A 24,646-nucleotide genomic window follows, 5' to 3' on the forward strand; every position below is an offset into this window, starting at 1 on the left:
GCGTCAATCATGGCGTTATTCGGCCTTTGCGGCAATTCTGGCGCGCAATTTGCCGCAATTATGCTGCACTGCGATGTAAACTGCACGTTGCGGCGTTCCCAACATGCCGGCAATGCTGTAGATGATAGAAAAATGACAACGCTTCTGGGTGGAGAGCGTGGAATGAAAAAATGGGTTTATACCTTCGGCAACGGTGCTGCCGAAGGCAGGGCAGGTGACGTTGCGATATTGGGCGGCAAGGGCGCGAACCTTGCCGAAATGGCAAGTCTCGGCCTTCCCGTCCCCCCCGGCCTCACCATCATAACCGATGCCTGCGCCCTTTATCACAAGAATGGCCACGATCTTCCCGAGGACCTGAAGCTGCAGGTCATGGTCGGCCTGCACGGCATGGAAACCGTGACCGGCAAGACCTTCGGCGGCAGCCAGTCGCCGCTGCTCATCTCCGTCCGTTCCGGCGCGCGCGCTTCCATGCCCGGCATGATGGATACGGTTCTCAATCTCGGTCTCAACGACCGCACCGTCGAGGCGCTGGGCCATGATGCGGGCGACGCCCGTTTTGCCTGGGACAGCTACCGCCGCTTCATCCAGATGTATGGCGATGTCGTCATGGGCCTCGACCATGAGCTGTTCGAGGAAATTCTCGAAGACGAAAAAGGCCGCCTCGGCCATGAATATGATACGGACATGTCGGCGGTCGAATGGCAGCACGTCGTTTCGCTCTACAAAAAGCTGATCGAGGATGAGCTGGGCGAAGCCTTCCCGCAGGACTGTCACGTCCAGCTATGGGGCGCGATCGGCGCGGTTTTCGCCAGCTGGACCAACCACCGCGCCGTGACCTACCGGCACCTGCACAATATTCCGGGCGACTGGGGCACGGCCGTCAACGTTCAGGCCATGGTCTTCGGCAATCTCGGCTCGTCCTCGGCAACGGGCGTTGCCTTCACCCGCAACCCTTCGACGGGCGAGGCGGAGCTTTACGGCGAATTCCTCGTCAATGCTCAAGGGGAGGACGTGGTGGCGGGCATCCGCACGCCGCAATCCATCACCGAAGCCGCACGTCTTGCCTCCGGCTCCGACAAGCCTTCGATGGAAAAGCTGATGCCGGAGGCTTTCGGCGAATTCCTGGCGATCTGCAAGCGGCTGGAAAACCACTATCGCGACATGCAGGATCTGGAATTCACCATCGAGCGCGGCAAGCTCTGGATGCTGCAGACCCGTTCCGGCAAGCGTACCACCCGTGCCGCCATGAAGATCGCCGTCGATATGGTCGAAGAAGGGTCGATCTCGCAGGAGGAAGCCGTCTGCCGCATCGAGCCCTCATCGCTCGACCAGCTGCTTCACCCCACCATCGATCCCGGCACGTCCCGCCCCATCATTGGCTCCGGCCTGCCGGCCTCGCCGGGGGCGGCGACGGGTGAGATCGTCTTCACCGCGGAAGAGGCGGTTGCAGCGGAGGCGGAAGGTCGCCGCGTCATTCTGGTGCGCATCGAAACCAGCCCGGAAGATATTCACGGCATGCACGCCGCCGAAGGCATTCTGACGACGCGCGGCGGCATGACCAGCCACGCCGCCGTGGTGGCGCGCGGCATGGGCATTCCCTGCGTCACCGGCGCCGGCTCCATGCGCGTCGACATGCGCAACAAGGTGCTGATCGGCGTCGGCTGCATGCTGAAACGCGGCGATGTCATCACCATCGACGGTTCGTCAGGCCGGGTGCTGAAGGGCGAGGTGCCGATGACGCAGCCGGAACTCTCAGGTGATTTCGGCAAGCTGATGCAATGGGCCGATGGCCTGCGCCGCATGACGGTGCGCACCAATGCCGATACGCCGGCTGACGCCCGCGCCGCCCGCGCCTTTGGCGCTGAGGGTATTGGGCTGTGCCGCACCGAACATATGTTCTTCGAGGGCGACCGCATCCATGTGATGCGTGAGATGATCCTTGCGGAAAGTGAAAAGGGCAGGCGGGCAGCGCTCGACCAGCTTTTGCCGATGCAGCGTTCGGATTTCACCGAACTGTTCCAGATCATGCACGGCTTGCCGGTGACGATCCGCCTGCTCGATCCGCCGCTGCACGAATTCCTGCCGAAAACCGATGGCGAGATCGTCGAGGTGGCCGCCGCCATGGGCATGCCGCAGACGGTGTTCCGCCAGCGGCTGGATGCGCTGCACGAATTCAACCCCATGCTCGGCCATCGCGGTTGCCGTCTGGCGATTTCTTATCCCGAAATTGCGGAAATGCAGGCGCGTGCGATTTTCGAAGCGGCCGTTGCGGCGGCGCGCATCACCGGGGCTCCTGTTGTGCCAGAGATCATGGTGCCGCTGGTCGGTCTTCGCTCGGAACTGGATTACGTCAAGGCCGTCATCGACACGGTGGCGGCCGAGGTGGCGGAAGAGACCGGCATGACGCTGGAATATCTGACCGGCACGATGATCGAGCTGCCGCGTGCGGCCCTGCGCGCCCATGTCATTGCGGAAGCCGCGGAGTTCTTCTCTTTCGGCACCAACGACCTGACGCAGACCACCTTCGGCATTTCCCGCGATGACGCGGCGCGCTTCATCAATACCTATCAGCGCAAAGGCATCATCGAACGAGACCCGTTCATCTCGCTCGATTTCGACGGTGTGGGCGAACTGATCCGCATTGCCGCCGAACGCGGCCGCCAGACGCGGCCGGAGCTGAAGCTAGGCATTTGCGGTGAACATGGCGGCGACCCGGCCTCGATCCATTTCTGCGAGGATGCGGATCTTGACTACGTCTCCTGCTCGCCTTTCCGCGTACCCATCGCGCGCCTTGCGGCGGCGCAGGCGACGCTGGCCGCAAGGTCGAAGCAGGGGGAAACCCCAAGCAATGTCGCCTTCATTCCCGTCAGGGGTTCTGTTGGACGATGATGCGCCGCTCCACCACCACCGGCCGGTAGAACATGTCGCGGTTCATCTGCGCCTGCCAGGCGCGGTTGTCGGCGCGGCGGTCCATTTCCAGATCGAGAAGGCAGCCTGCCATCGGGTCCGTGCCGGGGCGGAACCCATACCCCCGGCATGTCGCCTCATCCCGCGCCCGGCGCTCTTCCGGCGTCAGCGTCTGGCAAGCGGTGAGCACCAGCATAGTGGCAAGCGCACCGAAGACGATGGAAACGCGCATTTTGTTTCTCCCTTAACATGACAGCCGTACGGCACTTTTATTGCCGCGATTGATACGCCTGTTTTGATATGGGGAAAAGCCGCGTTGGGGTGGAAAGTTGCATCAATCCGCCATGGGGAAAGGCCCCGCAAGCGGCGATAGCCGGATCGGCTCAGACAGGGCAGCGCGACGTTGCAAAACCTGTTCAGGAAACGCGCAAGAAAGACGGCGGGAACAAACCCTGTTGAATAAGCCAGTCACCGACCAGAACCGTGAGGATGGCGATGAGGACAATACCACCGATAAATGCGAAGAGGCCGAGCGTGGCGTGCGTCCACCGGCGGGTTTGATAGAGATAGATCGCAAGCCCGATGGGTGCGAGCAGAATGGTCGCGAGTTTGGCGGCAGAACTGCGCCGAAGGTCCCGCTTTTCGGCATCCTCTATCTGCCACCAGGCAAACAGCGTGATGATGCCGACCATCTGCACCAGATCATTTGCGGTAAAGGAACTTGGAGGTCCGGCAGGCCAGACGGCCGCGTCGATGAGAAGCCCGAGGGATATGAAGGCGAGCAGGCCGACATAGATCCAGTTACGTTTCACCATGCACAGGTTCCGCCGAAAGATGCGTTGTTGTCTGTGCCGTTATCGCTATCGATCGAACCATCTCCGTCAACCCCAAACTCTCATGGAGCAACGGACATGGCCCTCGTTGGGGCGTCTCCGTTTTACCGGAAACGCCCCATGATGATCGCAGTCAGGCCGCCACGACTTCCCGGTCATCGAGTGCATCGATGTCCTTGGCGTTGTTATAGACGGCCTCGTTGAGGATGCCCTCGCGCTTGGCGACGATGGTGGGCACCAGCGCCTGACCGGCGACGTTGACCGCCGTGCGGCCCATGTCGAGGATAGGGTCGATGGCGAGCAGCAGCCCCACACCTTCCAGCGGCAGGCCGAGGGTGGAGAGTGTCAGCGTCAGCATCACCACAGCACCTGTCAGACCCGCCGTTGCGGCAGAGCCGAGCACCGAGACGAAGACGATCAGCACATATTCCTGAATGCCGAGCGGCACCTGGAAGAACTGCGCAATGAAGATCGCCGAAATCGCCGGATAGATCGCAGCGCAGCCGTCCATCTTGGTGGTGGCGCCGAGCGGCACGGAGAAGGCGGCATATTCGCGCGGCACGCCGAGGCTCTTTTCCGTCACGGTTTCGGTGACGGGAAGCGTGCCGATGGAGGAGCGCGAAACGAAGGCGAGCTGGATGGCCGGCCATGCGCCAGCAAAGAAGCGAGACGGCTTCAGGCCATGGGCGATCAGCAGGGCCGGATAGACCACGAACAGCACCAGCGCCAGACCGATATAGACGGCGGCCGCATACCAGCCGAGCTGCGAAAGCGTCGTCCAGCCATATTGGTCAACCGCACGGCCAAGCAGGCCGATGGTTCCGATGGGGGTGAGGCGGATGACCCACCACAGGATTTTGCGCACGATGGCAAGCAGCGACTGGTTGAAGGCGAGGAACGGCTCCGCCGCCTTGCCCGCTTTCAGCGCGGCAACGCCGAAGGCGATCGACACCACGAGAAGCTGCAGCACGTTGAAGTTCAGCGAGGTGCTGCCGGCGCCGTTGTTGATTTTGGTCGAGGCTTCGAGGCCGAAGACGTTGGCCGGGACGAGGCCCTTCAGGAAGTCGAGCCAGGAGCCGGTTGAGGAGGGTGCCGCCGCTGCCGTATTGGCAATCGCCGTATTGACGCCCGGCTGGATGACGAGGCCGAGCACGATGCCGATGACCACGGCAATCAGCGCGGTGATGGCAAACCACAAAAGCGTCTGCCAGACGAGCTTTGCCGCATTGGAGAGGTTCTTGAGATTGGCGATGGAGGCGACGATGGCCGTGAAGATCAGCGGCGGAACGAGAGCGCGCAAAAGCTGTACGAAAATGCTGCCGATGGTCTGCAGCGTCACCGAAAGCCAGTTCGGACTGCCGGCGGCATCGGGACCGATGTTGCGCGCGACGAGCCCGAGCAGCAGGCCGATGACCATGGCGATCAGAACCTGAAAGCCGAAATTGCGATAAAAGGGTTTAGGCCCGGAGGGGCCGGCGGACGTCGTTGCCTGTGACATGACATGTCTCTTTATTGTGCAAGAAAACGAGAATGTTGCACTTTTTACACGCATTCTCGAGGGAGATCGCCGAGGATACGCCGATTTCCTCAGCAATTAAGGGATGAACGTGCGTATTTGTTGCGTTGTCGGGGAATTATTCTCGCAAATGGCGAATTCTCAGAAAAATGTTTCGCCCCATCGCGCTTCCGTTCCCGGCCCCTGACGTGAGGTTTTCGCATTTTGGCTTGCGGATCAAACCCGTCCTTTGTTTTCCTCGCCGTAAATCCGGTCTATGACATCATATGCAGGTGATTCCCTGCCAGAATTCGGGTGCAACGCTTTTTAGCCAATGCGATCTAACGGATATCCGCTTTCATGACTGTGCGTTTCGTCCGGCCTTTTTCGGTTGCAGCCTATCTTTCCCGGTATCTGGGCCTTGCGGCGCTTGTGCTGTTTCTCATCGCCGCCGGCATCCATCGTTTCGGGCCGCTGACGACGCCTGATCTCACCGGTCTGCTCGTCATTGCCGCCGGCATCGCTCTTGCGGCCGTACTTCTGGCGCTGATCGGCCTAGAGCGGCTGTGGACCAAGGGTGCGCGCGGCGGCCTTTCGGCGCTGGCGGCGTTGCTTCTTTCTGCCCTGCCGCTCGGCGTGGTCGGTTATGGCTCCTATCTTTATTGGCAGCAGCCGAAGATTTACGACATTTCCACCGACCTGAGCGATGTGCCGGAATGGCTGGTGACGCCCACGGCCAATCAGCAATGGCTGGTGCGGCCCGCTGTCATCACCAAGGCCGACCGCGATGCGCAGATGGAGGCCTATGCCAGCCTCGCCGGCCGCCGTTATGAAGGCGCGATCGACCGCATCTATGCCGCCGCCAAGAAAATGGCCGCCGCCCAGACTATTCGCATCACCCACACGAAGGGGGTGATCGGGGCGGAAGATGCGCCCTCTGCCGGCATTCCCGAGCAGGACAGGACGCAGCCCGCGGAAGAGGGGCCAGTGGAAGACCTGCCCTCCATCGTGCCGGTGCCCATGGCCCGCCCGACTGACGCGCCGCAGCCCACCTTCTTTAATGGCAGCGGTGTTGTGCTGATGCAGGGTGAAACCCGCACCCGCATCTGGGGCCTGCGTTTCGATATCCTCATCCGCCTGAAAGAAGAGGCGGAAACCACCATCGTCGATGTCCGCGTCGCTTCCCGCTACGGCCCGCACGATCTCGGCATGGGGGCGGCGATTGCGGAAGCCTATCTTGATGCGCTGGATGCGGAGATGCAGGGGCTGAACGACAACTGAGGCTATTTGTCTTGTCGTGGCACCCGCTCGTTCCCCGTCGAACGGGCGGCGAGCGACGAAAGCATCGTGAGAATTCGCGCGTCAAAACCTCATCACGCCGGAAAATATTCGCCCAGCAGCGAAGGCGCACCATCTGTCCGCACTTCGCCCTTTTCGATCAGGTCCTCTATATGCGCCAGTACGGAAAGGGCGGCCGCGCCGTGCAGGCGCTTGTCGGTGCTGGCATAGATCACCTTCACCATATCGGCGATCAGCCGGTCGCCTTCGCGGATGCGCTTCAGAACCGCCTTTTCCCGCATACGTCGATGAGCGCGTAGCCCGCGCATGAAGGCCGAGGGATCGGTGACCGGGCCGCCGTGGCCGGGCAGGAACAGCCGGTCGTCGCGGGTGAGCAGCCTCTCCAGCGAGGCCATGTAATCGCTCATCGCCCCGTCAGGAGGTGCGACGATGGTGGTAGCCCAAGCCATCACATGATCGGCGGAAAAGACGATGCCACTGCCCTCAAGCGCGAAGGCGGTGTGGTTGGCCGTGTGCCCCGGTGTATGCAGCGCGGTCAGCGTCCAGCCGTCGCCGGAAAGGCTCTGCCCATCGCCAAGCGCGATATCGGGCACAAAAGCCGTATCGGAACTTTCAGCAAAGGGATTGGTCTCGCCCACATGCAGCGGCCGGGCGGCGCGATGCGGACCTTCCGCCACCGTCAGCGCGCCGGTTGCCGCCTTCAGTCGCCGGGCGAGCGGCGAGTGATCACGATGGGTGTGGCTGACGAAGATATGGGTGACCTCGCGGCCATCAAGCGCCGCCATCAGCGCCTGAAAATGCGCCTCATCCTCCGGGCCGGGATCGATGACGGCAACGGAGCGGTCGCCGACGATGTAGCTGTTGGTGCCGTGAAAGGTGAAGGCGGAAGGATTGTTGACGGTGATGCGCTGGATGAGCGGGGCGACAGGAACCGCCTCGCCATAGGCCGGCCTGAAATCGAGATCGAATGCCGGGTCCGCCATCGAGACCTCCTGAAAAATGCCATGCCAGCTTGAGCCACGGCCTCAACCGCGCCGCTGCCCAAGCCCTAACATGCGAACTTCGCCACGGCACCCAAAAAGCTTGGGTTTTGTGAAAAAATTGGTCGCCGGGTCATTGCCGGGCCGGGCAGGCTTTGATAATCAGGCCCGGTTCGGGCAGCGGCGTTTCGCTTCACTGCCCTGTTGGGGCGTCGCCAAGCGGTAAGGCACCGGTTTTTGGTACCGGCATTCCCAGGTTCGAATCCTGGCGCCCCAGCCATCTATTCCAAGTCAGAACAACGTTCGCAGGTCCCGGCGACCATCGATCACGCGAACGATTTCCACGGAATATATTTCGCCGCCATCGGTATCCGGTACGGTTTCGTAGAGAACGACATAAGGTGTCTCGACGAGCATACGGGCGGGCGGAAAAATTTCCGGATGACGCTCGCCAAGGTGAGGATGGTCGACCAAGCGCTCCGCTTTGGCGCGGAACCGAGCGAAATATCGCTCTGCGGCAAGAGGCTGTGATTTGCCGATGTCGATATAGATTTTCTTCACATCGCTACGTGCGCGGGGCGTCCAGACAAGCTTAGTGGTCACGATTTTTCAACGAGGCCAGTTCTGCACGCGCTTCATTGAGCGCCTCGTTGAAATCCACTTCGGTTGAACCGCCACTGGCTTTGCCCTCAGCCCACAATGCGCGCAGCTTGGCGATGTCGTCGCGTCGCTGAATCCATTTTGCCGACCAGTCTCGCATCGCTTCACGGATGACTTCGCTGCTGCTGGCATAAGCACCGCTTTCCACGGCGTCACGCAAGATTTCGGCGTGCTGGGGCGTCATCGAAACGCTGATCTTTTCAACGTTGGCCATGTCATTTCTCCATGGATGTTGGTAGGAATTATTACCACCAACCGGTTTTTGGCGCGAGATATTTTTTCGACGCCCTAGTGGCAATGCACCGGAGGATGCTAGTGCGGGTGGAGAAGCCATCTTCAACAAAAACGCCGCGCATCCGGAGACACGCGGCGTCCAATCCTAAATCGCACCTAAGCCTTAGAGCGCGATATCCGGCACCTTCTTCACCGGCGCACTCGCAGGCGCCGCACCGGCGCCCTTCAGCGCCTCAAGGTCGATCTGCGGCGGCGTCGGCAGCTGCAGGTGTTCGGCGGTGTAAGCCCATTCCTGCTGCACCTTTTCCGGGTCGTCATTGAGCTTGGTGCCGTAGCTCGGCACGATCTGGCGAAGCTTCGTCTGCCATTCCGGCGTTGCCACCTTGTCCTTGAAGACCTTTTCGAGAACGCTGAGCATGATCGGTGCTGCGGTGGAAGCGCCCGGCGAAGCGCCGAGCAGGCCGGCGATGCTGCCATCCCCTGCGGCGACGACTTCGGTGCCGAGCCTCAGCACGCCGCCCTTTTCTTCGTCGCGTTTGATGATCTGCACGCGCTGGCCGGCCTGCCACAGGCGCCATTCGCCCTGCTTGGCATTCGGGAAATATTCCTTCAGCGCGGCAAAACGGTCGTCATCCGACATCATCAGCTGGCCGGCGAGATACTCCACCAGCGGATATTCGTCGATGCCCACCCGCACCATCGGCCAGGCATTGCTTGTGGTGACCGAGGAGACGAGGTCGAAATAGGAGCCTTCCTTCAGGAACTTGGTGGAGAAGGTGGCGAAAGGTCCGAACAGGATAACGCGCTTGCCACCCAGCACACGGGTATCGAGATGCGGCACCGACATGGGCGGCGAGCCGACCGAAGCCTTGCCATAGGCCTTGGCCAGATGCTGCATCGTCACGTCAGGGTTTTCGTTGATGAGGAACGAGCCGCCCACCGGGAAACCGGCATAATCGTCCGCTTCGGGAATGCCGGACATCTGCAACAGATGCAGCGCACCGCCGCCAGCGCCGATGAATACGAATTTCGCGTCCACCACCTGTTCGGCGTCGGTCTTGGTGTTGGTATAGGTCACGCGCCAGCTGCCATCGGCATTGCGCTGAATGTCGGAAACCTCGCTATTGACCTGAAGGTCGAAATTCTGGTCGCTCTGCAGATGCGATACGAACTGGCGGGTGATTTCGCCGAATTCCATGTCGGTGCCGAGCGGCGACCAGGTCGCGCCGATCTTCTGGGAAGGATCGCGGCCTTCCATCATCAGCGGCACCCACTTCTTGATCTGCTCGGGATCGGTGGAGAATTCCATACCGGCGAAAAGCGGGCTGGCTTTGAGAGCCTGATAACGCTTTTCCAGATAGGCGACGTTCTCGTCACCCCAGACGAAGCTCATATGCGGCGTGTGGTTGATGAAGGAGCGCGGGTTCTTCAAGACGCCGTTGCGCACCTGCCAGGCCCAGAACTGCCGGGAAATCTGGAAGGATTCGTTGATGTTGACGGCCTGGGTGATCTTGATGTTGCCGTTGTCGTCTTCCGGCGTGTAGTTGAGCTCGGCAAGCGCGGAGTGGCCGGTGCCGGCATTGTTCCAGCCGTTCGAGCTTTCAAGCGCCACGCCGTCCAGCCGTTCCAGCATCTGCATCGACCAGGTGGGCTCCAGTTCGCGCAGCCAAACACCGAGCGTCGCGCTCATGATGCCGCCGCCGATCAAAAGCACATCGACCTTCTTGGCGGCCGTATTGGCGAGAAGCGGAGAAGAGGGCAGCGCCGCTGCGGCAATTCCGGCGAGCGCACCGCCCAGAACCTGTCGGCGGTTCAGCGGAAATGCATTGGAGAGATCAGTGAGCTGGGATTTGTCTTGATCGATGGGAGTCACGGCCATACCTGATTCTTGTTTTGTGTTAAAAACATTCCTCCCGATCGCCCCGTTACAGCAAAGCGCAAATCGGCACAACCCGGACTCATTCACTCCAGTTCAAGCGTTTTTGCAGGGATCTGGCCGGGACATATGGTCGCGCCGGCGGATTTTGCACATTTGCGGATCGTCATTTTTAGGGCGGTGAAGATTAGGCGATGCTTTCAAACGGTTGAAAGGGTTCTCTGCGCCCGATATCGCAAAAAGCCCGCCCGGCTGCGCCTTGCCGGCCATCACGGCTGGCGCAATGCCGCTGCGGGCCGATTTTTTTCAGAAAAATGACAAAAAATCCCGAAAAAGTGAAAAGGCCCGCCGGTTCGGGCGGGCCTTGGCGCGTTCGGTTTGTGGCCGAAGATCAGTTTGCGGCGAGGAATTCCGCGCAATAGCTCGGGCCGTTGACGCCGGGGCGGTCGGAGACGGTGCGCACGGCGGTGATCTTGTAGTCGCTGGAAACGACGAGCTGCACGGTGCAGGAGAGCGACGCGGTGCGGGCCGGCGAGATCTGACGACCCTTCTTGCCATCCTTGCCCTCTTCGAACCTGGCCGGAATGGTGGCCTTCTTGTAGCCGCCACGCCAGTTATAGACGGTGGAGCTGCCGGTTTCCGTGTCGCTCAGCGGCGGGCCGAATTTTGCGAAGAAAATACCTGCGGACTGGCCGACCCAGCGAGTCTCAACGGGGCTCTTCTGGGTGAAAGAAGGAGTGGAGCCGCCCGTGGAGGTGGTGCAGGCCGAGAGCGCAATGGCAAACGCTGCGAGCGTTACGCTGCGAGATAGCATGGTGAAATGTCCTTTGTGCCGTGTCCGGCTTCCCGCCGGTCATTCCGTTCCCCTAGCAGATTTGGCGACGGGGGGCAGGGGAGGTGGGCGGCTTGACGAAAATTTCCTGCCACAATTGCTTTTTTGTAACGTTTTGAGGGCTTCCAGCCGGTGCCGCAGGCGCTTGGCAGGGCTGTTTCAACGGATGGGAAAAACTTGTCATAAAAAATGCAATAAGCCGCTTGTCGAATGCCGGAGGCTGGTCTATAGAAGCGCCGCTGGTCACGGAGTGTAGCGCAGTCTGGTAGCGCACGTCGTTCGGGACGACGGGGTCGGAGGTTCGAATCCTCTCACTCCGACCAGCTTGAAGCCCAATAGATACAGCGGCTTGCAACTCATCCCGATACTTCCTGAAAATCTCCAGATCAAAGCCTCGCGCCGAAACCGGACCTGTTAAATCAGAACCGGTTGGAATGCATTCGTCGCTCGTGCCTGAAAAATCAGGGTGCAGGTGCGGATTGAGGCCCTCAAATTCCAGTTCTTCCACTGGTGTGAAACCGCACCCCTGCTGCACCGGCCGCCGAACAAAAGAGGCCCGTCGCTCCGCCAAGCGCCAGGCCTCAATGTCGCGGCCTTGTTTCAGGGGACGCGCGACACGGACCGTCTTAGAAGCGTCAATTCTCGTCCACAATCCAAGAAGTTATCCATGAAGGTCACAAGCCCTGAAATCCGGGGCCATCGACATGATCAACTTATCGCGATCAAAAAAGAGGCCCGCTGTTTTTTCAAACAACGAGCCTCTGTTGGGCCGCTTGGCGGAGCGACCGCACGCAAATTCGCTTTTTGCGCATGAACGTCGAATGAACAAACGGGTTTCTGTGCGGACGAGAAACAACCCGTAAAAATCAGGATAGCAACATGGATCGGAAAGCCGCCTCAGCCGTTATCTAACCATACAACAATGGAGGATAACATGCTGAAGGGTATTGCACTGTGGGCTATGGGCGTTCCGGTCGTGGTGATTATTCTGCTTTATATCTTCGTGTTTTAAGCTGATCCCAAGTCTTTTACACGGAAGAACCTCTCAAACTAAAAAGGCGACCGTTCTGACGGTCGCCTTTTTGTTTGTCCATGCCCGTGCCTGTCAGCTGAGGTCGCCGATCAGCCGCGAGGCTGTGGCAGCGTCCGTGCGGCGGATGTCGATTTCGTCGCGGTGCCTTGCCAGGAGTTCGCTCGCCAGCAGCTTTTCCGCGAGATCGGCGGGCAGCGAGAGAATCACGCGGTCACCCTGTTCTTCCGTCGCGCCGACGCTCCGCTTGCCGGCAATCATACCGCCCGCCACCGTGTTGTTGGTGTCGGGGTCGATCAGGATGAACGAGCCGGTTGAGCGGTTCTGCTCGTAGGCATCGAAGATCGCCGTCTCGTCGAAGGAAAGCCGCACCTTGCCGATGGCGTTCATCGGCAGCGAGGTCTCATGCGCCTGCCATTCGCCTTCCTTGAGGTTGAGCTGGCTGACGGGCTGGACGCTGACACGCTGGCGGCGGCTGCCGCTTTTCAGCCAGTAGCGCTTGCCCGCTTCGATGCCGCCCGGCTGCAACGCTACGATCTGCGCGTCGAAGGCAAGGCCCGTCTGCGGCTGCGCCTCGATGGAGACGATCATGTCGCCGCGCGAGACGTCCACCTGACGGTCGAGCACGAGCGTGACGGCGTCACCGGCGACGGCCGCATTGCGCACCAGATCGAAAGTCACGATCTGCTTGACGTTCGCGACCATGCCTGACGGCAGGATGACGACGCTGTCGCCCGGCTTCACCGAGCCGCCGGCAACCGTGCCCTGATAACCGCGGAAGCTCTCGCCGGGGCGCGACACGCGCTGTACGGGCAGACGGAAGCCGCCCGACTGCGCGGAGCGAACGGTTGCAAGTTCCAGCGTTTCCACCAGCGTCGGGCCTTCATACCAGGGCATGGCGGCCTTGCCTGACAGAACGACATTTTCGCCCTTCAGCGCTGACATCGGTATTGCCGTGATCTGCTTGATGCCGAGGTTGGAGGCGAACTCGCGGAATTCGTGGGCGATCAGCTCGAAACCGGCCTTGTCGTAATGTGTCAGGTCGATCTTGTTGACGGCCAGCACGAACTGCCGGATGCCCATCAGCGCCGCAATGGTGGCGTGGCGGCGTGTCTGTTCCAGAATGCCGGTGCGCGCATCGACCAGCAGCACGGCGAGATCGGCCGTGGAAGCGCCGGTTGCCATGTTGCGGGTATATTGCTCGTGGCCGGGCGTATCTGCCACGATGAAGGCGCGCCGGTCGGTGGCGAAATAACGATAGGCGACATCGATGGTGATGCCCTGTTCGCGCTCCGCCTGAAGACCGTCCAGCAGCAGCGCGAAATCGGGCAGGCCGAGATCGTTCTGCTTGCCGCTGTCGCGGTGCAGGGTGGCGGCCTGATCTTCCTTGACGGCCTTGGTGTCCCAGAGAAGACGGCCGATCAGGGTCGACTTGCCGTCATCAACGCTGCCGCAGGTGATGAGCCGCAGCGGGCGCGTATCGCGCGCCGCCTTCGAATGTTCTGCAAAGGGCAGGATGGTAGCGGAAGAGGAGGGGGTGTTGGCGGCGGCAGTGCTCATCAGAAATACCCCTCGCGCTTCTTTTTCTCCATGGAACCGGACTGGTCGCGGTCGATCGCGCGGCCCTGCCGTTCGGAAACCGTGGCGATTTCCAGCTCGGCGATAACCTCCTGAAGCGTTGCGGCTTCGGAACGGATCGCGCCGGTCAGCGGGAAGCAGCCGAGCGTGCGGAAGCGGATCGAGCCGTGCTGGACCTCTTCGCCGGGCAGCAGTTCAAGGCGCTCATCCTCGGCCAGGATCATCATGCCGTCGCGCTCGATGTAAGGACGCTGGGCAGCGTAATAGAGCGGCACCAGCGGAATGTTTTCCGCTTCGATGTAACGCCAGATATCGACCTCGGTCCAGTTGGAGAGCGGGAAGGCGCGCACGCTTTCGCCCTTGCGGACCATACCGTTATAGATGTTCCACAGTTCCGGGCGCTGGTTGCGCGGGTCCCATTTGTGGTCGGGTGTGCGGAAGGAATAGATGCGCTCCTTGGCGCGGCTTGCTTCCTCATCGCGGCGTGCGCCGCCGAAGGCGGCATCGAACTGGCCGGCATCGAGCGCCTGACGCAGCGCTTCAGTCTTCATGATGTCGGTGTAGAGCGCCGATCCGTGGGAGAAGGGCGTCACATTTTCCGTCTCGCCGCGCGGGTTGGTGTAGGAGATCAGGTCGAGATCGTATTCCTTGACGATATTGTCGCGGAATTCGATCATTTCCTTGAACTTCCAGCCCGTATTGACGTGCAGCAGCGGGAAGGGGATGCGGCCGGGGAAGAAGGCCTTGCGCGCCAGGTGCAGCAGCACGGAACTATCCTTGCCGATGGAATACAGCATCACGGGATTGTCGAATTCGGCGGCAACTTCGCGGAAGATGTGAATGGCTTCGTTTTCAAGCGCCTTCAGATGGGGATCGAGCGGCGGCTTGGATGCGACAGTATTCTTGCTGTCCGTCTCGTGGACTGCGTTGGACATTGTGAACTCCGGAAAATGTACTGAATGATTATCGTTGCGGGATGGCGGAAACGGCGGATGTCTGCTCCTCACCGGCGACGTGAAGACCGCATTCGCGCTTCTCGTCGTTTTCCCACCACCATCGACCGGCGCGCTCAGGCTCGCCGGGCTTGATGGCGCGTGTACACGGCTCGCAGCCGATGGAGGGGTAACCACGCGCATGCAACGGATTGACGGGAATGTTTTCAGACGCGACATAGGCCTGGATCTGGTCGATGTCCCAGTCCGCCAGAGCATTGATCTTGATGAGATTGCGCTCGGCGTCGAACTCGGCGAAAGGCGTCGTCGCACGGTTGCCCGACTGGCCGCGCCTGAGACCGGTGATCCAGAAGGCTGCGCCATCAAGCGCCTTGCCAAGCGGGATCAGCTTTCTGACATGACAGCAGGCGTGACGGGCCTCGATGCTTTCGTAAAAGCCATTGAGACCGTATTTGGCGGCATAGGCGTCGATATCGTCCTGTTCGGGCCGGAAGCGACGGATTTCAATGCCGAAACGTTCCTCGGTTTCATCGATGAGATCGACGGTTTCCTTAAACAGACGGCCGGTTTCCAGCGTCACGACATCGATCGGCAACCGGTGCGTACCGATGGCGGCGGTGATGACCTGATCTTCGATGCCGAGGCTGGTGGTGAAGACCGCACGGCCGCCAAGACCGGCGATGAAGGAAAGTCGTCCCGCAAGATCGAGCCCGGCAAGCGTGGCGTCTAGGGATGCGGTATCGGCAGAGGCATTTGCTGAATTGATCGTCATTGTCACGTCCGGGATTTCCATGGCCGATTATTGTTGAAATCCGGCCTCCGGAACAGAAATGACAGTCTTTGTGCGCTGCACTTGAGAGCAAAAATGCCTCACGTGCACGGAGTATGAGCAAAAGATGCCCGTTCACCTTCTTTGCAGCTTGGATTTGAATTGTGACAACTTCTGCGCTAAGCCGGAATTGCCGGGTTCCCGGGCTTGTGGTCTACTGGTTTTACGATGATTTCGCAGAAGGCAAAATATGCGCTGAGGGCGCTCCTTTCGCTGGCCAAGGCCGACGGCGGCTGTCCTGTGCAGATTTCCGATATTGCTCGTGAACAGGCCATTCCGAAAAAGTTTCTGGAACAGATCCTTCTCGAAATGAAGAAGGAACGCATTGTCGAAAGCAGGCGTGGCAAGCAGGGCGGTTATCTGCTGGCGCGCCCGGCCTCGGACATCACCTTCGGCGAGGTGCTGCGCCTGATCGACGGGCCGCTTGCCCCCTTGCCCTGCCTGTCGCAGACCGCCTATCGCCGCTGCGAGGATTGCGATGGCGAGAAGCAGTGCGAAATCCGCCACGTCTTTGCCCGCGTGGCCGATGCCACCCGCAACATCCTTTTCAACACCACTGTTGCCGATGCCGTGGCCGGTGTTGAAGTGCCCGAGCTTTTGACGGCTTAGCCATCGGCGCAATAGGTGTGCAGTACGGTCCCTCCACCCTCATTCCTGTGCTTGTCACAGGAAACCAGTCGATGCGCGTCTGCGCGGCGAAAAGACTCTTCTCAGCCCAAGGACTTGGGCTGGCTGGATTCCTGTGACAAGCACAGGAATGAGGGTGGGAGGGGTGCGTCGCGACCGCCGGGAGCTTGAGCCTGCCATGCCGATGGACTGGTGGACGTTGCATGCCCCCCCATCCCCTCATACCGCTCAGACGAAAAAATCGTCTAAAACCCCATAATATTTTTCGCTATCGCGGCAAAAAATCGTCAAAAATGTGAAATGCTTTTGCATTCAGAAAAGTTTTACACGACGCTTGTTGCGCCTTTCGCTTATGCTGCGCTGTATTTGTTGCCCGGGGAAACGCTCTCGGGAAACACTTTTTCGATCGTATTCGGCCTCATTGACCAACTCTACTCAACCGGTAGAGTTAAGCCATCGCAATCAGGAGGGAATACCGATGTCCAAGCTTCTGTCCGGTTTGAGCGTTGTTGCGCTTAGCCTTTCACTGGCACTTGGCGGCGCTGGCTCGGCCGCCGCGCAGACCAAGCTGCTCAACGTGTCCTACGACCCGACCCGTGAACTCTACAAGGATTTCAACGAAGCCTTCGCCAAGAAGTGGAAAGCGGATACGGGTGAGGACGTCACCATCCAGCAGTCGCATGGTGGTTCCGGCAAGCAGGCGCGCTCGGTTATCGACGGCCTTGAGGCCGACGTGGTGACGTTGGCGCTGCAGAGCGATATCGACGCCATCGTCCAGAACTCCGGCAAGATCAACAAGGACTGGCGCACCCGCCTGCCGCATAATTCCTCGCCTTATACCTCGACCATCGTGTTCCTGGTGCGCAAGGGAAACCCCAAAGGCATCCATAACTGGGGCGATCTGGTGAAGGGCGACATCCAGATCGTCACGCCGAACCCGAAGACCTCGGGCGGCGCCCGCTGGAACTATCTCGCAGCCTGGGCTTGGGCCAATGAGGAATTCAAGGGCGACAAGGACAAGATAAAGGCCTATGTCGGCGAGCTCTACAAGCGCGCTCCCGTTCTCGATACCGGCGCCCGCGGCTCCACCGTAACCTTTGCACAGCGCCAGATCGGTGACGTGCTGCTGGCCTGGGAAAACGAAGCCTATCTTGCCGGCCAGGAATTCGGTGCTGACGCATTCGATATCGTCGTGCCGCCGATCTCGATCCTTGCCGAACCGCCGGTCGCCGTGGTTGACGCCAATGTCGACGCCAAGGGAACACGCAAGGCAGCGGAAGCCTATCTGCAATATCTCTATTCCGACGAGGGCCAGAATATTGCGGCGAAACACTTCTACCGTCCGTCCAACCCCGCCGTGGTCTCCAAGGATCTGCTGAAGCAGCTGCCCGACATCAAGCTCGTCACCATTGACGACCCGCAGTTTGGCGGTTGGGCCAAGGCGCAGCCGGAACATTTCGGTGACGGCGGCATCTTCGACCAGATTTACAAGCCCGCAAAGTAAGCGGATGATGGGCTGAGGAGAAACAGCCCGCCCGCAAGGGACGTTGAAAAACAGCAGCTGGATCGACCGGACACCGTGCCGGTCGATCCTTTATAATAAACGCCGGGGAACACCGGCTCCCAGAGAGCATTTCCAGGAAAAGTGGACCCCGGTTTTCTCTCCGGAAATGCGCCAAAACAAAGATTATCCGGAGCCTTGATGAGCAATAATACATCCGGAAACAGGTGGAAATGGCGGCAGTCGAGCGTCATACCGGGCTTCGGCCTGACGCTTGGTTACACAGTGACCTATCTGTTTCTCATCATTCTTATTCCGCTGGGCGGCCTTATCTGGTCCACGGCGAAACTGGGTTTTTCAGATTTCATTGCGATTGCCACCGATAGCCGCACGCTGAATGCACTGCGCGTCAGCTTCGGTACGGCGTTTCTGGCGGCACTGGTCAACGCGGTTTTCGGCGTCATCGTCGCCTGGGTCCTGACCCGTTACCGTTTTCCCGGCCGCCGATTTGTCGATGCCATCGTCGATCTGCCCTTTGCCCTGCCGACGGCAGTGGCCGGTATCGCGCTCACCACGCTTTATGCCAATCGCGGCTGGGTCGGTTCGCTGTTCGAACCCTTCGGCATCAAGATCGCCTTTACGCCGACCGGCATCGTCATTGCGCTGATCTTCATCGGCCTGCCTTTCGTGGTCCGCACCGTGCAGCCGGTCATGGAAGAGATCGACCGTCAGGTGGAGGAAGTGGCGGCCACGCTTGGCGCCAACCGTTTCCAGACCATTACCCGCGTTCTGCTGCCGAGCCTCACGCCCGCGATCCTTACGGGTTTTGCGCTCGCCTTCGCGCGCGGTGTCGGGGAATATGGTTCGGTCATCTTCATCGCCGGCAATATTCCTTACGTGTCGGAAATCGCGCCGCTCCTCATCGTCATCCGGCTGGAGGAGTTCAATTATGCGGCCGCGACCGGCATCGCCACCATCATGCTGATCATCTCGTTTGCCATGCTGTTCCTCATCAATCTCATTCAGGCCTGGAGCCGCAAGAGGTACGGTTATGTCTGAGACCGCTCCCCGCACGTCCCCCCGGCCGTTCCGCGACCCCGCCAGCGAGAGTTTTCCCGCCCGGCTGGCATTGATCGCGATAGCCTTTGTGTTCCTCGCTGCATTTCTGGTCCTGCCGCTGATATCGGTATTCTTCGAAGCCTTCCGCAAGGGCGCGGAAAGCTTCTGGGAGGCGATCGTCGAACCGGATGCGCTCTCCGCCATCCGCCTGACACTGCTCGTCGCCGCCATTTCGGTGCCGCTCAACCTGATCTTCGGGGTTGCCGCCGCCTGGGCGATTGCGAAATTCGAATTCAAGGGCAAGGCGTTCCTGATCACGCTCATCGACCTGCCGTTTTCGATCTCGCCGGTCATATCGGGCCTTGTCTATGTCATCCTGTTTTCCTCGCACAGCGTGCTGGGGCCATGGCTGAAGAGTTACGGCATCGAAATCCTCTTTGCGGTGCCGGGCATCGTGCTGGCCACCATCTTCGTCACCTTTCCTTTCGTCGCGCGCGAATTGATCCCGCTGATGCAGGAGCAGGGCAATGGCGACGAGGAGGCGGCGATTTCGCTCGGCGCAACCGGCTGGCAGACCTTCTGGTATGTCACGCTGCCGAACATGAAATGGGGCCTGCTCTACGGGGTGCTGCTCTGCAACGCCCGCGCCATGGGCGAGTTCGGCGCCGTCTCGGTGGTATCGGGCCATATTCGCGGCGAGACCAACACCATGCCGCTGCATGTCGAGATACTCTATAATGAGTACAATATGGGTGCGGCCTTTGCGGTGGCGACGCTGCTGGCTGGTCTGGCGCTCGTGACGCTCGTTCTCAAAACCATTCTCGAAATACGCTTTGGCGCGGGCAACGCAGCCGGCAAGCATTGAAAGGCATATTCATGGAAGTGAAAGTTTCCGGCATCACCAAGCAGTTCGATCGCTTTCCCGCACTGAACGACGTGTCGCTCGATATTCGTTCCGGCGAGCTGATCGCTCTGCTCGGTCCCTCCGGTTCCGGCAAGACGACGCTGCTGCGTCTCATCGCCGGCCTGGAGCAGCCGACCAAAGGCCACATCTTCTTCGGTGACGAGGACGCCTCGCACCGCACGGTGCAGGAGCGCAATGTCGGTTTCGTCTTTCAGCATTATGCGCTGTTCCGCCATATGACGGTGGCGGAGAACATCGCCTTCGGCCTGAAGGTGCGTCCCTCCGCCAAGCGCCCGCCGAAAGCGGAAATCCGCAGGCGCGTGTCCGAGCTTCTCGACATGGTGCATCTCTCCGGTCTCGAAAAACGTTACCCCACCCAGCTTTCCGGCGGCCAGCGCCAGCGCGTGGCGCTTGCCCGCGCTGTCGCCATCGAGCCGAAGGTTCTGCTTCTCGATGAGCCCTTCGGCGCGCTCGATGCCAAGGTTCGCAAGGAGCTGCGCCGCTGGCTGCGTGAATTCCACGACCGCACCGGCCACACCACCGTTTTCGTGACCCACGATCAGGAAGAGGCGCTGGAACTGGCCGACCGCGTCGTCGTCATGAGCCAGGGCAAGATCGAACAGGTGGGCACGGCGGACGATGTTTATGACACGCCCAATTCCCCCTTCGTCTTCTCCTTCATCGGCGAATCCTCCAGCCTGCCGATAACGATCCGCGACGGCCATGTACTGTTTCAGGGAGAGAGCATCGGCATCGATGAGAGCGGCACGGGCGAGGGTGAGCTTTTCTTCCGTCCGGAAGATGTGGTGCTGACGCAGGAGAAGGACGCGCTTTACGGCAAGGTCACCACCTGTCGCCGCCTCGCCGGCACCCGCATCGCCGAAATCGACATCGCCAATAACGGCCACGAGCCCTATCACCTCGAAATCGAGGTGCCGCTCAACGCCGCCGTGGCCGTGGGCGCGGAACTGCGCTTCCGTCCGACGCGGTGGAAGGTGTTCGGGAAGAAGTAGGGGAGGTATCGCGGAGGCAGTTGACGGTTTGTTGCGACCTGCAGTTCCTCCGTCATACCGGCCTTGAGCCGGTATCCAGCCAGCCCAAGTCCTTGGGCTGAAATGACTCTTCCCCGCCGCGCAGACGCGCGTCGACTGGATTCCGGCTCAAGGCCGGAATGACGGGGAGAGTGAGGCTACCGCGAACGCCATCAAATGCCGCTTTTGCCGCGTTAGTTCACGCCCGGATTTCCACGCTGACCCGTCTCAATCCAGAAACGGAAAAGGGCCGCCGAAGCGACCCTTCCATGAGCTTGGTCCTGTTTACAGACCCGGGACTGTTTCTCAACGTTCCGAAGGCAAGATGTCTTACGCCGAGGGCTGCCCCGTCGAAAACACACCCTTTCCATTGCCTGCACCAGAGACCGAAATCTCATTAGACATTGGATCACCTCCTTCCGATACGTTGAACATAACTAGAAGGTAGTACGATTCGTCAGTAATGCAAGAGGGGTTACTTATAACGGGCGCCCGGGCATTACGACACCCGCATCACGATCTTGCCGATATGATTGCTGCTCTCCATCAGCCGGTGCGCTTCCACAACCTCGTCCAGCGTGAAGACCCGGTTGATAACAGGCGCGACCTGACCGCGCTCGATGAGCGGCCAGACCTCTGCGATAAGGTCGTCGCGGATGGCGCGTTTTTCGTCCGCCGTGCGGGGACGCATGGTGGAGCCGGTGACGGTGAGGCGTTTGACCATGATCGGGGTTAGATTGACCTTCTCGGCCATGGCACCACCCAGAAAGGCGATGATCGACAGGCAGCCATCCTTGGCGAGTGCCGCAAGGTTCTTTTCGAAATAGGCTGCGCCGATCATGTCGAGAACGACATCGACGCCCTTGCCGCCGGTTTCGGATTTAACGATCTCGGCGAAATCCTCCTCGCGGTAATTGATCGCGCGCTTGGCGCCGAGCTTCACGCAGGCCTCGCATTTTTCCGCCGAGCCCGCCGTGGCATAGACTTCGGCGCCAAAGGCTTTCGCAAGCTGGATGGCAGTCGTGCCGATACCGCTGGTGCCGCCGTGGATGAGCACGCTTTCCCCTTCGGTAAGGCCTGCCATCTGGAAGAGATTGGCCCAGACAGTGAAGAAGGTTTCCGGCAATGCGGCCGCTTTGACGGCGTCGTAACCTTTGGGGAAGGGCAGGGCCTGCCCGGCGGGCACGGTGCAATATTCGGCATAAGCGCCGCCATTGGCGAGCGCGCAGACCTTGTCGCCCAGCGCGAATTCATCGACGCCTTCACCGAGAGCGACCACCTCGCCGGCGATTTCGAGGCCGAGGAACGGGCTTGCATCCTTCGGCGGCGGATAGGTGCCCTGCCGCTGCGCGACATCGGGGCGGTTGACGCCCGCCGCCTCGACCTTCACCAGAATCTCGCCTTTTGCGGGATTCGGCAAAGGCGCTTGCGAAAGGCGCATCACCTCCGGGCCACCATGGGAGGGAAGGTCGATGAAGCGCATTTTTTCGGGCAGGGTCATAGTGTCGGGCATGGCCAGGGGCAACTCCTCACTTGTCGGCGTCACCTGAAGATGTAGGTCAGATGCGCCGTCGAGGGAAGGTGGCCCTTTGCCGCTGATGTCAATTTGTCTCGCCGAACACCCGGACGACGAAGCCGCTTTCATTTTCCTTCGCAGCGGCCTTCACACCCGCGATCTCGCTGCCGATACGCTCGGGATTGGCGATGATCAGCCCCTTCGGCAAGGTTAGGACGCCGATCGAGCAGCGCAGCAGCGCGAAGTCACGCTCGTTGCCGTGGCGGTCCTGGCCTTTCATGCAGCCGGCGGCGCGGTCTTCGTCCGAATAGAGTTCGGCGACATCGTCGTGAAAATCGCTGAGCAGCCGCTCTAGGATTTCCGTCAGTTCTCCTACCGACCAGTCACGCACGCCGATGAAGAAGTCGTCGCCGCCGATATGGCCGAGGAAACAATCACCGGCAAAAAAGTAGCGGCGCATCAGAGCCGAAAACAGGGTGATGGCGTGGTCGCCGGCATTGAAGCCGTATTTGTCGTTGAAGGGTTTGAAATTATCGAAGTCGCAATAGCAGAAGAAGCGCGCCTCGTCGCCGTCGCTGCAGCGGTCGGCAATGAAGCCGCCAATCGCGCGGTTGCCGGGCAGCGCCGTCAGCGGGTTCTGGTCCTGCGCCATCTTCAGCTGTTTTTCGTTGATGACCTTGATGAGCGAGGCGGCGGAGACGATGCCGGCGTAACGCATGTTTTCGGTGAGGATGATGCAGGCGCTGCCACCCATGCTGGCGAACATGTTCATCAGCTGGTCGGCATCCGCATCGAGGCCGACGATCGGCGCGGGATCGACGAAATGGGAAATGGTGCGCTCATAGATCTTGTTCTTGAGCAGGTCGCGGCCGAAGGGCCGATAGATATATTCCTTGAGGTGATATTCGTTGATGACGCCGCGCGGTTCGCCATTGGCGTTAAGAACCGGGAAGAAGGCCTGCTGCGGATTTCTGCGGAACAGTTCGAAGACGCTGTCGACGCTGTCATGCTCGAAGACGGTGGGAAGGCGCTCTATTTCCCGGCGGATGAGAATTTCATCCAGTGTCTGGCTGCTGCGTCGCGCCACGCCGATGCGGTTGATGTGGGGAAAGCTTTCAGGCAATTCGCTGGTGAAGACCGTTGGCCTGGCGATCAGCCAGCCCTGCACCAGATCGACGCCGAATTCGCGGCAGGTCAGAAATTCCGCTTCGGTCTCGATGCCTTCCGCAATGACCCGGACGCCGAGAACATGGGCGATGTTGACGATGTTGCGCACAAGGTGCTGCTTGCGCGGCAATTGGTCGACGCCGGTGATGAAATGCCGGTCGATCTTCAGGTAATCCAGCGGGAAGTCGCAGAGCAGCTTCATCTCGCCGTGACCGGCGCCGAAATCGTCAATCGCCAGCTTGAAACCTTCCTTGCGCATGCGGGCGATCAGCGCCGTGAACTCCGGCACGCTGGTATTGTCGAAACGTTCGGAAAGTTCAAAGCAGATGGAGGAGGCCGGAATGCCCGCCCGCGCCAGATGGCCGACGAGCTTGTCCAGAATGGCGTCGCCATGCGGGATCAGCCGTACATCGAGATTGAGGAACAGGGTGGCGGAGGAAAAATCGGGCAGGGTGGAGAATTTTGCGAGCGCCCGGCTTGCCAGCATCTGCTCGAAGGCCTTCAGCTCGCCATCTGCAGCAGCCTGGTCGAGAAGCGCCAGCGGATTGGAAAAACCGAGCCGATCATGGCCGCGCATCAGCGATTCATAACCGAAGATCGTGCCCGTCGTCGCCTCGACAATCGGCTGGAACGCCGTTTCGAGCACCAGCTTGGCCATGGGAAACATGTGCCCGGAGGCAAAACGCCTGATGACATCGTTCTCCAGCGTGACGGCCTGCATTTTATTCTCCGCTGTTGCCGGTCCCCATGTGGCTAACGTAAGGGGAGCCTGTCTCTTTTGCGGCGAACAATCGCAGATTACAGGTCAACAAAAGCTTTCACGACTGTGAAGCTTTGATGAACGTTTTGTTACAACCCCATAAGCATGTAGGCCTATGAGCATGTGGGGTTGTTGCGCCGGGCCTCATGCGCGGCGGACGTGCCCGGTGTGAGCGGCGTAGAGATCCGCGACGTTCATGCGCTCCCGGTCTGCCTCGACAGACTCTGCGGACTCGGTGCCGACGCCATGTTCAGCGGAGGCCGCCCATAGTCTCAGCGCTGCCCTGACGACCTCGCTGCCGGATGCGTAAGCGCCGCAATTCACGGCCTCGCGCATTCTTGCTGCCTGTTCCGGGGAAATCGATACTGTTACCATTGGCATGATATCACTCCCTTCTTTAAACGCTGCGATCGGTCCTTCGATGTCCGGTTTGCGGATCGGGCGCCGTCGTGGTCTAGGCGGGCGTTTTTATCGTCTTTCGTCTGGCGCCGCTTCCAGCGAAATTTGTATCATCAGCGATATTAGCACGAAACGCGTTCCATTCCCAATTCGCAGTATATCACGGTTTAGTTTTT

The 24,646-nt window shown here is 60.2% G+C and carries 21 protein-coding genes and 2 tRNA genes; 9 read left to right on the forward strand and 14 right to left on the reverse strand.

Features of this window, described 5'->3' with window-relative positions:
• Positions 1–162: 162 nt before the first annotated feature.
• Positions 163–2,889 carry a pyruvate, phosphate dikinase gene (gene ppdK, locus QRN60_RS03445; RefSeq protein ID WP_129564569.1) on the forward strand — a complete coding sequence of 909 codons (2,727 nt, stop codon included), beginning with the start codon at positions 163–165 and terminating at the stop codon, positions 2,887–2,889.
• Here the strand turns inward: ppdK and QRN60_RS03450 are convergent.
• The 3 genes from QRN60_RS03450 to QRN60_RS03460 form a co-directional block, all read right to left on the reverse strand.
• Positions 2,867–3,139 (reverse strand): hypothetical protein, encoded by a 273-nt coding sequence (locus QRN60_RS03450; RefSeq protein ID WP_003509074.1) that lies wholly within the window; start codon positions 3,137–3,139, stop codon positions 2,867–2,869. The two genes, ppdK and QRN60_RS03450, sit on opposite strands and share 23 nt — an antisense overlap.
• A gap of 184 nt (positions 3,140–3,323) precedes the next feature.
• Positions 3,324–3,722 (reverse strand): hypothetical protein, encoded by a 399-nt coding sequence (locus QRN60_RS03455; RefSeq protein WP_020812863.1) that lies wholly within the window; start codon positions 3,720–3,722, stop codon positions 3,324–3,326.
• Positions 3,723–3,873: 151 nt separating this feature from the next.
• Positions 3,874–5,238, reverse strand: a complete 1,365-nt coding sequence (locus QRN60_RS03460) for a dicarboxylate/amino acid:cation symporter (RefSeq protein ID WP_003509070.1) — start codon at positions 5,236–5,238, stop codon at positions 3,874–3,876.
• Between the two features lie 357 nt (positions 5,239–5,595).
• Here QRN60_RS03460 and QRN60_RS03465 point away from each other — a divergent pair, with 357 nt between their 5' ends.
• Positions 5,596–6,516, forward strand: coding sequence for a DUF1499 domain-containing protein (locus QRN60_RS03465; protein WP_111833659.1), 921 nt, complete (start codon positions 5,596–5,598; stop codon positions 6,514–6,516).
• Positions 6,517–6,608: 92 nt separating this feature from the next.
• On the opposite strand, the gene QRN60_RS03470 is transcribed toward QRN60_RS03465, so the two are convergent.
• Positions 6,609–7,517, reverse strand: coding sequence for an MBL fold metallo-hydrolase (locus QRN60_RS03470; protein WP_111833658.1), 909 nt, complete (start codon positions 7,515–7,517; stop codon positions 6,609–6,611).
• A gap of 202 nt (positions 7,518–7,719) precedes the next feature.
• Between QRN60_RS03470 and QRN60_RS03475 the strand changes: the two genes are divergently transcribed.
• Positions 7,720–7,794, forward strand: a tRNA-Gln gene (locus QRN60_RS03475).
• A gap of 11 nt (positions 7,795–7,805) precedes the next feature.
• Here the strand turns inward: QRN60_RS03475 and QRN60_RS03480 are convergent.
• The 4 genes from QRN60_RS03480 to QRN60_RS03495 form a co-directional block, all read right to left on the reverse strand.
• On the reverse strand, positions 7,806–8,117 hold the full coding sequence (locus tag QRN60_RS03480) for a type II toxin-antitoxin system RelE/ParE family toxin (RefSeq protein WP_129564568.1): 312 nt from the start codon (positions 8,115–8,117) through the stop codon (positions 7,806–7,808).
• Complete coding sequence (locus QRN60_RS03485; RefSeq protein ID WP_111792553.1) at positions 8,107–8,388, reverse strand: ribbon-helix-helix domain-containing protein; 282 nt, start codon at positions 8,386–8,388, stop codon at positions 8,107–8,109. The genes QRN60_RS03480 and QRN60_RS03485 overlap by 11 nt, the downstream gene beginning before the upstream one ends.
• Before the next feature lie 183 nt (positions 8,389–8,571).
• Positions 8,572–10,287, reverse strand: coding sequence for a malate dehydrogenase (quinone) (mqo, locus tag QRN60_RS03490; RefSeq protein ID WP_162695454.1), 1,716 nt, complete (start codon positions 10,285–10,287; stop codon positions 8,572–8,574).
• Positions 10,288–10,675: 388 nt separating this feature from the next.
• Positions 10,676–11,098 (reverse strand): hypothetical protein, encoded by a 423-nt coding sequence (locus QRN60_RS03495; protein WP_003509022.1) that lies wholly within the window; start codon positions 11,096–11,098, stop codon positions 10,676–10,678.
• A gap of 264 nt (positions 11,099–11,362) precedes the next feature.
• On the opposite strand from QRN60_RS03495, the gene QRN60_RS03500 reads away from it, so the two are divergent.
• Positions 11,363–11,439 (forward strand) — tRNA-Pro (locus tag QRN60_RS03500).
• 782 nt (positions 11,440–12,221) lie between these two features.
• On the opposite strand, the gene cysN is transcribed toward QRN60_RS03500, so the two are convergent.
• Genes cysN through QRN60_RS03515 form a run of 3 tightly spaced genes read right to left on the reverse strand, consistent with a single transcriptional unit; the run spans position 12,222 to position 15,470 of the window.
• A complete protein-coding gene (gene cysN, locus QRN60_RS03505) occupies positions 12,222–13,706 on the reverse strand; it encodes a sulfate adenylyltransferase subunit CysN (protein WP_129564567.1) in 1,485 nt (494 codons plus the stop codon).
• The gene (cysD, locus tag QRN60_RS03510; protein WP_099085586.1) at positions 13,706–14,659 is read right to left on the reverse strand and encodes a sulfate adenylyltransferase subunit CysD; all 954 of its coding nucleotides are present in this window, start codon (positions 14,657–14,659) and stop codon (positions 13,706–13,708) included. Before cysD ends, cysN begins: the two co-directional genes overlap by 1 nt.
• A gap of 28 nt (positions 14,660–14,687) precedes the next feature.
• Positions 14,688–15,470 (reverse strand): phosphoadenylyl-sulfate reductase, encoded by a 783-nt coding sequence (locus QRN60_RS03515; protein WP_165000561.1) that lies wholly within the window; start codon positions 15,468–15,470, stop codon positions 14,688–14,690.
• A 204-nt stretch (positions 15,471–15,674) separates the two neighbouring features.
• Between QRN60_RS03515 and QRN60_RS03520 the strand changes: the two genes are divergently transcribed.
• The 5 genes from QRN60_RS03520 to QRN60_RS03540 all read left to right on the forward strand — a co-directional run bounded on the left by QRN60_RS03520 (position 15,675) and on the right by QRN60_RS03540 (position 20,610).
• Positions 15,675–16,115 (forward strand): RrF2 family transcriptional regulator, encoded by a 441-nt coding sequence (locus QRN60_RS03520; protein WP_003509013.1) that lies wholly within the window; start codon positions 15,675–15,677, stop codon positions 16,113–16,115.
• 496 nt (positions 16,116–16,611) lie between these two features.
• Positions 16,612–17,637 (forward strand): sulfate ABC transporter substrate-binding protein, encoded by a 1,026-nt coding sequence (locus tag QRN60_RS03525; RefSeq protein ID WP_003509002.1) that lies wholly within the window; start codon positions 16,612–16,614, stop codon positions 17,635–17,637.
• A 198-nt stretch (positions 17,638–17,835) separates the two neighbouring features.
• The gene (gene cysT, locus QRN60_RS03530) at positions 17,836–18,693 is read left to right on the forward strand and encodes a sulfate ABC transporter permease subunit CysT (protein WP_003509001.1); all 858 of its coding nucleotides are present in this window, start codon (positions 17,836–17,838) and stop codon (positions 18,691–18,693) included.
• Positions 18,686–19,558 carry a sulfate ABC transporter permease subunit CysW gene (gene cysW / locus QRN60_RS03535; protein WP_020811680.1) on the forward strand — a complete coding sequence of 291 codons (873 nt, stop codon included), beginning with the start codon at positions 18,686–18,688 and terminating at the stop codon, positions 19,556–19,558. The genes cysT and cysW overlap by 8 nt, the downstream gene beginning before the upstream one ends.
• An 11-nt stretch (positions 19,559–19,569) precedes the next feature.
• A complete protein-coding gene (locus QRN60_RS03540) occupies positions 19,570–20,610 on the forward strand; it encodes a sulfate/molybdate ABC transporter ATP-binding protein (protein ID WP_003508997.1) in 1,041 nt (346 codons plus the stop codon).
• A gap of 517 nt (positions 20,611–21,127) precedes the next feature.
• On the opposite strand, the gene QRN60_RS03545 is transcribed toward QRN60_RS03540, so the two are convergent.
• From QRN60_RS03545 to QRN60_RS03555, 3 genes are all read right to left on the reverse strand, one after another.
• The gene (locus QRN60_RS03545) at positions 21,128–22,141 is read right to left on the reverse strand and encodes an NAD(P)H-quinone oxidoreductase (protein ID WP_165000562.1); all 1,014 of its coding nucleotides are present in this window, start codon (positions 22,139–22,141) and stop codon (positions 21,128–21,130) included.
• A gap of 88 nt (positions 22,142–22,229) precedes the next feature.
• Positions 22,230–24,032, reverse strand: coding sequence for a GGDEF domain-containing protein (locus QRN60_RS03550; RefSeq protein ID WP_107675219.1), 1,803 nt, complete (start codon positions 24,030–24,032; stop codon positions 22,230–22,232).
• Positions 24,033–24,215: 183 nt separating this feature from the next.
• Complete coding sequence (locus QRN60_RS03555; protein ID WP_003508994.1) at positions 24,216–24,452, reverse strand: ribbon-helix-helix domain-containing protein; 237 nt, start codon at positions 24,450–24,452, stop codon at positions 24,216–24,218.
• Positions 24,453–24,646 lie beyond the last annotated feature (194 nt).

This window comes from Agrobacterium sp. CFBP2214, assembly GCF_030209895.1.
Taxonomy (GTDB): Bacteria; Pseudomonadota; Alphaproteobacteria; order Rhizobiales; family Rhizobiaceae; genus Agrobacterium; species Agrobacterium radiobacter.